This window comes from Sphingobacterium nematocida (assembly GCF_900168125.1).
Lineage (GTDB): Bacteria > Bacteroidota > Bacteroidia > Sphingobacteriales > Sphingobacteriaceae > Sphingobacterium > Sphingobacterium nematocida.
This window is the reverse complement of sequence record NZ_FUZF01000035.1, coordinates 1-10,305: the sequence shown is the minus strand read 5'-3', so window position 1 is coordinate 10,305 and position 10,305 is coordinate 1. Positions and strand designations below refer to the sequence as shown.

Here is a 10,305-nt window from a genome sequence, read left to right as displayed (position 1 = left end):
ATATTCAAGAGAACCGGTTCCTAGATCAAAGACATGTGGCTGACCTTTTTCATCCGTATATTTCAGCTGATTCGAAGACTTATCGTACCCCAGTACAGTCAACGTTTCGTTGGCGCTCACTATTTCCTTAATAGAAATCTCCTTTGTATCCCCCTCTTTGGTAAGATAGGTAATTTTAGTCCCATCGTAATAAACGTTCCCTCCGACGTTCTTAATCAAGGAAATAATTTCATTTTTGACATTTTCATTTTTGACGATCTGTTCAAACGTATTCGAAACATCCGCTGCTACATCGATTGTGGTCTTCAATCCCGACTCAGAAGTATAAACATAGGTTCCATCACCGTTATCAATCAGACTTGTTACCGTCTCATTGCCTTTTATAATATTCTTAAAATTCAGCGTAACGGGATTACTATTTATATCGATAAAAGAAATTTCGTAAGTCCTTGGATCATATGAAATACTTGTTGCTTTACCACTTGATGCAAGCACCCATTTCGTTCCATCATTATAATAAATACCAGGAACTACATCATTACGCGTCTCGGTATTAAATACCATCAGTCCCGCAACATGGTCTTTCATCGGAGCAGCTTTAGTCGTCATTTCTAAGGCTATTCTCGTATGTAGAAGTCCCTTATTTCGACTAGCCAGCTCTAAAATCGCATTTTGATTCATTGTCAGGCCACTCTTGTCTGTTCCGTCAGAAAGTCGTTCTTGGGCAGCAGCGACCGTTACTAGTGAAACAAAAACACCGGTTAATGTAAAGTTTTTAATATTCATAATTTCCTAATCCTAGAAATAAAGCAGTTTGGCAAACCAACACATAACATGCACCAGAAAATCAACAAATACAACAAAACAGCCTCATCAATCGACTAAAAACACCAATACTATAGATGCTCCATCAATTAGAGTTACTTCGTTGTCACATTGTTAAATAAGAAAATAGAACATTTAAGACGCCTCAGGTATGGGACGTATTCAAAAATGGACTTTTTCATAGTTGACTGCATACGCAGTCACGGTAGATGTAATGATGATTACACGCTAGCTAAGGTAGAAAAACGTATAATTCAAAAAAAAACGTATCATGTGTATGATACGTTTTTTTAACAAAGGCTATTTTTTGAAAAAACCCTATTCCGCCGCTATCTTCTCCGCACTTCCTAGTGCTTCACGTAGCCACTTCTTTATCGTTACGGGAGACAATATACCATATTTGATCATTGCCTCATCAAGTAACAGCCGTCCTTCTAAAATATCGCGAACCGCTCCCTCTTTAATATTCTTACTGTATTTTGACACCTCTATTGATAACTTATTACAATATCAAATTCACAAACTTCGCATGGCATCACCTTAGTAATCTAAGACCTCAACCTCCGTTCTTCGGTTCGCTTGATGCTCAGCGGAGCTACATTGCACACCATTGCCACATCTATTCACTAGACGTGTTTCTCCATATCCTTTAGCCACCAGTCTATCCCGCGCAATACCTCTACTCACGATATAATCGACAGCCGACTGCGCCCGACGCTGTGACAGCTTCATATTATAAGAATCTGCTCCTCGACTATCTGTATGGCTCGATAACTCAATACGTAATGTTGGGTTATCCCTAAGTGTAGCGACCAACTTATCCAATATCTTAGCCGCATCTGGTCTGATATTATGCTTATCAAAATCGTAGTAAATATTTTCAAGGACAAATTTTGTTCCTTTTGTAAACACAGGCTGCAGCAATAGTGTATATCTAACTACGGTGTCTCTTGTCGCTTGAATTCCTGCGATAGCTAATGAGTCTGACAAATAGCCCGATTTCTCTCCTAACATTCTAAACTTGGTATTTGCTGGTACCTCAAAACGCACAAGCCCATCTTCATTCGTAACATCTTTGGACACAATACGCCCTCCTTCCTCTCTAAGACTAACGGCTGTACCAGTCAAAATAGCTCCAGTAGCTTTATCCTTCGTCAATCCCTCCAAAATGATGGTTATTTTCGGGGCTGTATAAGCATAAGAATAAATATCATCTGAGCCAACTCCTCCCGATCTATTCGAAGAAAGATAGCCTCTCGAGCCTTGTAGATCTGCAAATGCCTCAACAAACGCAAAGTCATCCGAAGATGAATTGATCGGATAACCTAGATTAACTGCTATAGAAAACTGACCGCTATTTATCTTAGCTTTAAAAATATCAAGCCCCCCCATACCAACGCGACCGTTACTTGAGAAATATAAAGTATTACCGAAAACTGACGGGAACATTTCGTCTCCTTTTGTATTAATCTCAGGTCCTGCATTCTTTGGACTCCCCCAACTTCCATCAGCCTGCAATTCGCTAAACCAAATATCGACACCCCCAATCCCTCCTGCCATATCCGAGGCATAATAAAGGGTCTTTTCATCGGCACTTAATACTGCGTGTCCTAAAGAATACTGCTGTACCTTATTATAAGGAAAATCCGCTTCCAGCCATTGATCGCCTTTCTTCTTAAAAATCTTTAATTCTAAATTTTGCTTTTTCCATTTGGACCCCACCGCCTTGAATTGCTCTCCATCTTTACCCGTATATGTCCTCGTAACGTACAGCACATCTTCAGCAGCATTCGTAGACACAGGACCAACATGATATTGTGAATGATTAAACGCACTAGACAGTATGTTTGCATAGTTTAGACTACCATCTTTATGCTGTTCTGCAGAATAGATCCTCAAGTATGCCTGCCCCGTCATACCACTCTTCTCATCCAGTATGCTATTTGGTTCGCCCGCATAAAGTACACCTCCACTAGTAGGAATCAAACCAAACTCGGCAAGCGAAGTATTAATATTTTTTTCATTATACAACTGGTGTTGTGTAGGATTTTTCATCCAAGATATAGCAGAGTCGGCACCCAAGATGGCCTGACGTAACAGGTCTTGATCACCATAAGTGGCTATATACCGCTGATATTGTTCTTTAGCTTCTGCATACTTACCTTGCTGCTTCAACACATCCGCATAATGCAATCGAACATCTTTAGATGCATCTTTCTGTTCTACCACACGCGCATACCAATTTTCGGCCAACTCGTACTGGTTGATATAATAATAGCTGTCTGCCAATCGTTCCATATCAATAGTCCTCGGCTTCTTAACATCAACAAGTCTTTCCAACGCACTAGCCGCCCTGGCATACTCCATACTATTATATAACTGCTCTGCGGATGACCGACGACTTGGCCGTTCCTGCGCATCAACAGTAGCAATCCCCAACAGCAATGCCACTGTAATCAGGCCTGTATTAATAAATGTTTTCGTTCTCATGTTTTATTAGTTGCTTATTCGCGGATAAGCCTATTTACGATTTCACAAATTCACGGTTTTACAAGTCTTTCATTAAAAATAACGAGGACTTAAAATCTGCTTCCGCAGCTGCCCACCAAAAGTAATTCCTAACGTAAGCTCGTGCGTACCATTCTGTAAACCACTCATACGATTAAGCATATGATCATACGAGTAACCAATACGTAGCTTTGGATTTACGTAAAACTGGGCAATTCCACTCAACGAATTCGTAGAGCTCAATTTATTCACAGATACCTGGTTATATTTTCTATCAAAGATCCGGGCACGTGTCCGATACCCTCCCCCAATCCAAAACTTATCGTTAAAAATAAACATCGCATTCACATCCAAAGACGTTGGTCCTTTAAAATCCTCCTTTATCAAGACACTCGGACGCAATAAAAGCCCCGGGTCCAACTCGACCAATGCACCAGCAATAAAGTATCCGTGAACCTTCCGATAAAGGCTCTCTAGTGAATTTTGATTAAATTGAAAATCCTCTCCACTATTACTTCCCGCAAATAGATCCTGAACAGCAACACCCGCATACCACTTGCTGTTGTTGTAATAAACACCTAGTCGAATATCCGGCTTCCATGTCGATATCTTTCCAGGAGGAATAGATCCGTCATTATCATCTACATATTCCAATTTATTACCATCTAGACTATATTGGGTTACACCTCCTGCAACCCCTAAACTCAAGCGATGCTCATCCGCTCTATCTAACTGCAGACGTAATGCGTAGTTGGCATATATACTTGTTGCTCCTTGTGCCCCGAGGTGATCGCTGGCCACCTGAAGGCCAACCCCATGGCGACGACTCTCTGGATCTATAATCCCATCGACAGAGATAGTCCCCGTCTTTGGTGCTCCGGTCCATCCAGACCATTGGCTCCTTAACCCCACCTGTCCAAACCACTCCTCTTTATATCCTGCATAAGCCGGATTGACAGACAGCGAATTGAAGATATACTGGGTAAACTGTATATTCTGCTGCGCAAATGTCTGCAAGGCAAATACCAGATTAAACCCTAAAATCGAAAGTATCTTTTTCATCTTAATCTATATTATTTCCCTACCTTTTTATCAAAACATTTCCTTTGAACACCCTCACATCATTGCCTTTAGCAGCTGATATGATGTAGAAGTACGTCCCTTCATTTAGCCCTTGTCCATTCCACTCATTCTTGTAGTTTGAGTTTTTGTAGACTTCATTACCCCATCTATTTACGACAATAAGTTCGATTCGGTCGTATGCTTCGATACCGACAATCTCAAACGTCTCATTTTTATCATCTCCATTTGGTGTAAAGACATTTGGAATAAAAAGTTCACGAGGCGCTACCGTCACAAACACACGGGCCTTTGCTGTCAAACCGTTTTCATCCGTGATCTCATACTCAAACTCATCCGTTCCGATAAAACCTGGATTCGGTGTATAAATAATTGCACCGTTGACCACCCGTACTGTACCGTTTGCCGGAGGTAGTACCACAGTCACACTATTAGTCACTATAGCGGAAGAACCAGGAGTATCATTTTCCAATACATTGATTTCCTTTTCCTTACCAAACTCCAATGTCACATAATCATCCACAGCTTTAGGAGGTGCATTTGCAAATTTTGTAAACCATGTCCCCGACAGGGTCTTTGCTGTACGCGTCTCGATATCTTTACGGGTATGCATGGATTGTGCTATGCCACCAGGACCAGTTTCGTCGTTGAATACGGTCACATTTCCGATCCAGTTCCCTCCATCTGCGTCCTGTACAATCTGCGCTTCAGGATCTACATAAGCCACACCGTTTGAAGACACATTATGAATCAATGTATAATCCATCTTCATTCCTTTATCTGCATAAATACTCCAGACCCGGTCCATACCAACAGTTTCATCTTTAAACTGCATTCCTGAAGCGAGGTAATCCGTCACCGAAACATAAACTTTACTCTTATTCACTGAAGGCGTCAAACGTGCCGGTGTATAATCCAGTTCCTCTTTACCCACAGGAAATACGAAGGAAGAATTACGGTCACTGAAATTTTTGATCAAGTGCCCGGACACCGAGTTACCCGTAACGACCAAGCGCTGCGTACTATAATTTAAAATCTGCGCGTTTACATCCAGTTCAAAATCATTCCCATTCAGGAACACATTGGCTCCATTGACCCGGAGGTCGATTGCCTTTGACAGTCTTAATGCGGCTGCTTTCTCTTTCGTAGGAAAGGAGTTGTCTTCATAGTCCCGTCCCGATATATTCTGTAGGTGAAGTCCATTATCATTCAACAACACCATGCGTACATCGATATAATTTCCGTTATTCGCATCGATATAGGTGGGCTGGTCTGCCCACTTATCGTAAAATGGATTCGTACGTGGGTTGTGTATATTGATTACTCCCGCACCTGATATCTTTGCCGTGGGCGCTATCCATATATTCTTGACATAGAGATCCAACTGACCATCGATCACCCACTCGGCATTAGGGCCGATGAATAATGACTCAGTATAGATGGCATCAAATTGATTTTCGGTCAATATATTGCGCCCATTATCCGACAGGAAGCTTCCTGCGCCTTGCTGTTGGGCTGAAAGTTTTCCTCCCATTACTAGCAATAGACCAAGTAACAGCACTTTTATTTTTATATTCATCTTCATTCTATAATATTGAATGATGGTTATTAATTTATCTTGTATACCCTAGTCTATTACTGAATACCTTTATTCAATAACATTGGGTTTGTCACAGCAGGACAATCCTTTACCTTAATCTCGAAAACATTAGAAGTCGCGGCACACTGGCTATTGCTGATCTTCAAGCGTACTTTTGTACCATTTATTTGAGCGTCTGCGTATTTTACTTCTATTGTACCATCAGTAAGCACAATCTTGTTTGAAAAAGTACTATTCTGCAAAGTTTCCCATGTCGTACCACCTGTTGTCGAATACTCCCATACATAAGTCAATCCGGTTGCTGTTGATGTTTTAACTGTAGCCGAAGCATCAAAGTTTGTACATACTTCAATGTCATCTACCATTCCAACAATTTCAGGTAAAGCATTGATAGTGATAGTAAATTCTTTCTTAGGTCCAAAACATCCATCTTTACCTTCGGCAACCCAATAGGTGTGCGTTCCGACTGTAGTTGGACGAGGCTCCTCAACAAACGGCTGCGCACTATTCTGCTTATCAAAATAGATAAGAGCGTATTGGTTACTGACCCCTATTTGGGAAAGAGAATTTCGTAAAACAATCTCTTCACCAAAACAGACCATTATGTTCTGGGCTGTAGGCTCGGTCGTCACTTTATCCACACTGATTTCCAACCGTGCATAACAACCTTCAGCCATTCCTGGAACCATCACATAATACATCTTTTTGGAACCATCAGCATTTACCGGAAAATCTCCATCGACCAAACCCTCCGTAGATAGATATGATGTGGGGATGACACTGAAGAACTTTGCTCCTAATGGATATATATCTTTGACCTGCGCTCTAGGGAAACCACCTAAAGGAACTTCACAAAAAGCTTTAAACTGCATTATTCCATCCTCAACAGGTGGATTACAACCCTGTAAAAACCCTGCACTTAGCTTAATCGTTGAAATAAAGTCGTCATATACTGGCCCAGCACATGCTCCGGCACCGTACTCTCTTACTAGATCCGAAGATACATTTGTACCCGAGGTCGCTCCAGTTCCTGATATTTTCCCATTTATCCTGACTTCCAACCCGCAAGTGCCCGTTGATAACAAGACACAATTATCCGACACGCGCAGACGATATTTAAGAAAACCTTGTAGGATAGACTTACTGTCATCTTTTATTAGCGTACCAATATCCCAGACAAGTTTACCTCCTGCTGTATTTTCAGGAGTTGCGTCCGTTGGCGCCCCTACTGGTGCAACCCAATTAGCAATTGTGTTATCAGGAATTTTTATGCTACCTGTTCCTTGGCTAGGTGTTGAACTGACATAGTGTAAGTTCGAAGGAATCGGAATTTCTATCTTGGTATTATTCACAGCCTCATTCCCCTTATTATAAATATCCAATTTGAACTCAAATTCCTGTCCTGGCACAATAGTCTCTCCATTAATAGGAGGTATACCAAACTCTAAAGATGGTTTATTTTCTCCTACAACCTCGGGCACATAAGCATCTACCGCGAAGACGATATTATGGATAACATATGTATCTTGGGTGGATCCAAATCTAAAAGTAGAAGACGATTGATTATTTTTAATAATGCTGTTACCAGGATTATCCAAGTCAAACATTACAATGTCAATTCCTGTATTATTCTTTAGATTAGGAGATCGAGAGTTTCCTCCAGTTAAAATGGATGAATTAAAAAAATTAGGTGTTGATGTTCCAGGAGTAGATGTGGTCCCGTCCTCCTTTTTTATCCTTCGCCAATTTCCTGCAACATTTTTAATATCAAAATAATCCCCTGGAATACTTACATCACCTTCTCCCGCCATCATACCCATTTTAATTTTAACGTCACCATGCTGAGCTGCTTGAAATCCACTAACAGGTAACTCTTTGGAACCTACCGAGCTCGTCATATAACCATAACCATCAAAAACCGTTATATTACGCCATTTTAGTGATGTATTCTTATAAATAACGACCATACCCCATCCTCCGAAATAACCGGTCCCATCTTGTGAACTTGACCCTTCGGCTAAAGCAATGTCTGCCACAAAATAATTTCCAACTCCGTTTTTCCGAACATAGTCCGTTACATCTGCATAGGCAGTATATATATAACTGTTGTTATTAGTGGGAAATAATATCTCTGACTGCCCCCCTACGGAATTTGCGGTAATGTTTTGATATGACGATCCCGCTTTCTTCAGCTTGACCTGTCTTTTGTCCAGTCCACCGATAGTCCAAGAAGAATTATTCGATCTTTGTGCCCGTCCAGTCCAATACAATCCAGCATATATAATCTCCGTACATTCTCCACCAGGTAATAACAATTGTGCTGAAGAGGAGTTCTTTGTATTGTTATCCCCATCAACATCTACGTATATCATCGGTTTACTATTACTTGCAGCGTCTCCACTTTCATAGTAGTCTTTCAAGGTAAGATTGGTATTTCCAATCATAGTGAAATCTCCCTGCAAATTATAGTTCTTCACACCAGTATATGGTGCGGGAGCTTTGCTAGATGTTCGGGGTTTAAAGTCAACCTGTGCAGTAACTCCCAAAACGCCTACCAATATAAACATCAAAGTTATGATTGTTCTTAAAGCACCCTTTTGATTCATTTTAGACTTTAACATAACCTTTGCTTTAATTAGGCTGCTCCATTGTAACGTATATCACCTCTACACCAACTCCGTCTCTTAAGTATTCGATAAGAGTAGGAAATTGGCTCTCTACAAATTGTTGAGACAGATTTTCATATGATTTAATATAGATATACTTAAGCGTTGGAAACTGAGACAAAAAATTACGATTCAATAAAACAAAGCTGTCTGTAGCATTCCATTCTATTTCAATAATTTTAATATCTTTAAACATATTAACAAATACCTTTTCCAAAATCTCGAGATCTTCTGACTTCCTTAAAGACATGCTTTCGATTATTTTGTCTCCTCTCTGAAAAATTTGAGCTTTATTGTCTTTGTTTACATAAATCGAGTTCGGCAATCCATTAATTAATTTATCCAAAGTTTCTTTTTCTTCTTCTGAAGCTAAACCGGCTATTTTATCGCCATACTCTGTAATTTTTACTTTCTGCGCCTGTGCTTTGAATCCAAAACACAGTGCAAATAACAGTACGATATATATAATATTACTTTTCATAGTTAATCTTCTTTTACGGAGAACACGATATTAATAAAGCTACCCACATTTATATTCGCGGTTGAGCTAACTCCGTAAGTCATTAGTCCTTCCTCAGTAATACTTTTTATGGTAAATACTCCTTCAGTTGCGTAAGTCACATGGAAACCTAATTCAGACGCAGGTAATACAGGTAGAGGGGAAGCTCCAGCACTACTCATAACAGGTGATCCAAATTGCTTTTTATAGATCGTGTATAAGTTAATTGTACCCGTGCGAGAAGTATTATTATAAGTAACACCTTCTTGCGTAGCTTGACTTTCTGCAGTCGGCACCATTACCGATGGCATATAGAAAAACTTCGGCATTGCTGCTTTCAGTGCTTTGACTACATTATCACTTCCAACAGCTAACAAGTGCTGTGTGATGCCATCTGTTGCATCCGTAGCCTGAACCTTTTTCTTATCTAATCCAGCAATAGCTAATGTATGATCTGCTGTAGTCGTGATTGTTGTCTTTCTAATCAACTCACCGCCTAATTGAACTTTACCTGCATGAGCATCAGTTCCTAACTTTAAACCATTATTAGCTTCTACTTTGGTAGCAATTGTCGACTGATCAACCCAGATAGGATTGCCACTAGCATTAGTAACTAAGACTTGGTCTTTGTTTGCAATAGCAATATCCTCTGGTTTAATAGTTCCATTCTGAATCTGAGCAGTTGTTATAGATTCGTCTTTCACACTTAATTTAGCAGCTGCCAACAATGTACTTGCTGCCGATGTTGTACTACTTGTTGCATCTCCTACAACAATAATTCCGTCTGTAGTTAGATTTTTAGCATCAATATTAGATACTCCTATTTTTTTGTAAATAACGGTACCGTCAGCACTTGCAACTGGTACCATTCCTTCTTCTGAACCATCCACTGCTGCTCCCATCTTGTCGGAAGTAACTGCTTTGTCGTTTAATTTAGAAGTAGTAATAGCCCCATTCACAATACCAACTTTTGCAGAGGCTAACAATTTATTAGTTCCATTTGTGTTATCAAGAAACTCTAAAACACCCGTTTCTAATGACAGGTCTCCTTTGTTTGTATTAATGTTAGCACTAAGCTCCTCGATAGCAGACTGGACATTACTGGAAGTAAAACCGTTAGTGCTGTT

At 40.2% G+C, this 10,305-nt stretch carries 8 protein-coding genes; all 8 read right to left on the bottom strand.

What is annotated here, in order from left to right; genetic code table 11:
* Positions 1-786: hypothetical protein (locus tag B5X76_RS22110; RefSeq protein ID WP_217699704.1), on the bottom strand; the 786-nt coding region annotated here is incomplete at its 3' end.
* A 357-nt stretch (positions 787-1,143) separates the two neighbouring features.
* Positions 1,144-1,311, bottom strand: a complete 168-nt coding sequence (locus tag B5X76_RS22105) for a hypothetical protein (RefSeq protein ID WP_176141165.1) — start codon at positions 1,309-1,311, stop codon at positions 1,144-1,146.
* A gap of 54 nt (positions 1,312-1,365) precedes the next feature.
* Positions 1,366-3,315 (bottom strand): OmpA family protein, encoded by a 1,950-nt coding sequence (locus B5X76_RS21450; protein ID WP_079645966.1) that lies wholly within the window; start codon positions 3,313-3,315, stop codon positions 1,366-1,368.
* Between the two features lie 72 nt (positions 3,316-3,387).
* Positions 3,388-4,395, bottom strand: a complete 1,008-nt coding sequence (locus tag B5X76_RS21445; protein ID WP_079645965.1) for a PorP/SprF family type IX secretion system membrane protein — start codon at positions 4,393-4,395, stop codon at positions 3,388-3,390.
* Between the two features lie 19 nt (positions 4,396-4,414).
* Positions 4,415-5,992, bottom strand: a complete 1,578-nt coding sequence (locus B5X76_RS21440; RefSeq protein WP_079645967.1) for a T9SS type B sorting domain-containing protein — start codon at positions 5,990-5,992, stop codon at positions 4,415-4,417.
* A 56-nt stretch (positions 5,993-6,048) separates the two neighbouring features.
* Positions 6,049-8,634 (bottom strand): DUF11 domain-containing protein, encoded by a 2,586-nt coding sequence (locus B5X76_RS21435; protein WP_079645964.1) that lies wholly within the window; start codon positions 8,632-8,634, stop codon positions 6,049-6,051.
* 10 nt (positions 8,635-8,644) lie between these two features.
* Positions 8,645-9,160 (bottom strand): hypothetical protein, encoded by a 516-nt coding sequence (locus B5X76_RS21430; protein WP_079645963.1) that lies wholly within the window; start codon positions 9,158-9,160, stop codon positions 8,645-8,647.
* Positions 9,161-9,162: 2 nt separating this feature from the next.
* The coding region (locus B5X76_RS22100; RefSeq protein ID WP_079645962.1) for a hypothetical protein at positions 9,163-10,305 on the bottom strand (1,143 nt) is incomplete at its 5' end.

Coding starts and splice junctions, on each gene's coding strand:
- B5X76_RS21450 (WP_079645966.1), bottom strand. CDS start 3,315: ATGAGAACGAAAACATTTATTAATACAGGCCTGATTACAGTGGCATTG.
- B5X76_RS21430 (WP_079645963.1), bottom strand. CDS start 9,160: ATGAAAAGTAATATTATATATATCGTACTGTTATTTGCACTGTGTTTT.
- B5X76_RS21445 (WP_079645965.1), bottom strand. CDS start 4,395: ATGAAAAAGATACTTTCGATTTTAGGGTTTAATCTGGTATTTGCCTTG.
- B5X76_RS21440 (WP_079645967.1), bottom strand. CDS start 5,992: ATGAATATAAAAATAAAAGTGCTGTTACTTGGTCTATTGCTAGTAATG.
- B5X76_RS21435 (WP_079645964.1), bottom strand. CDS start 8,634: ATGTTAAAGTCTAAAATGAATCAAAAGGGTGCTTTAAGAACAATCATA.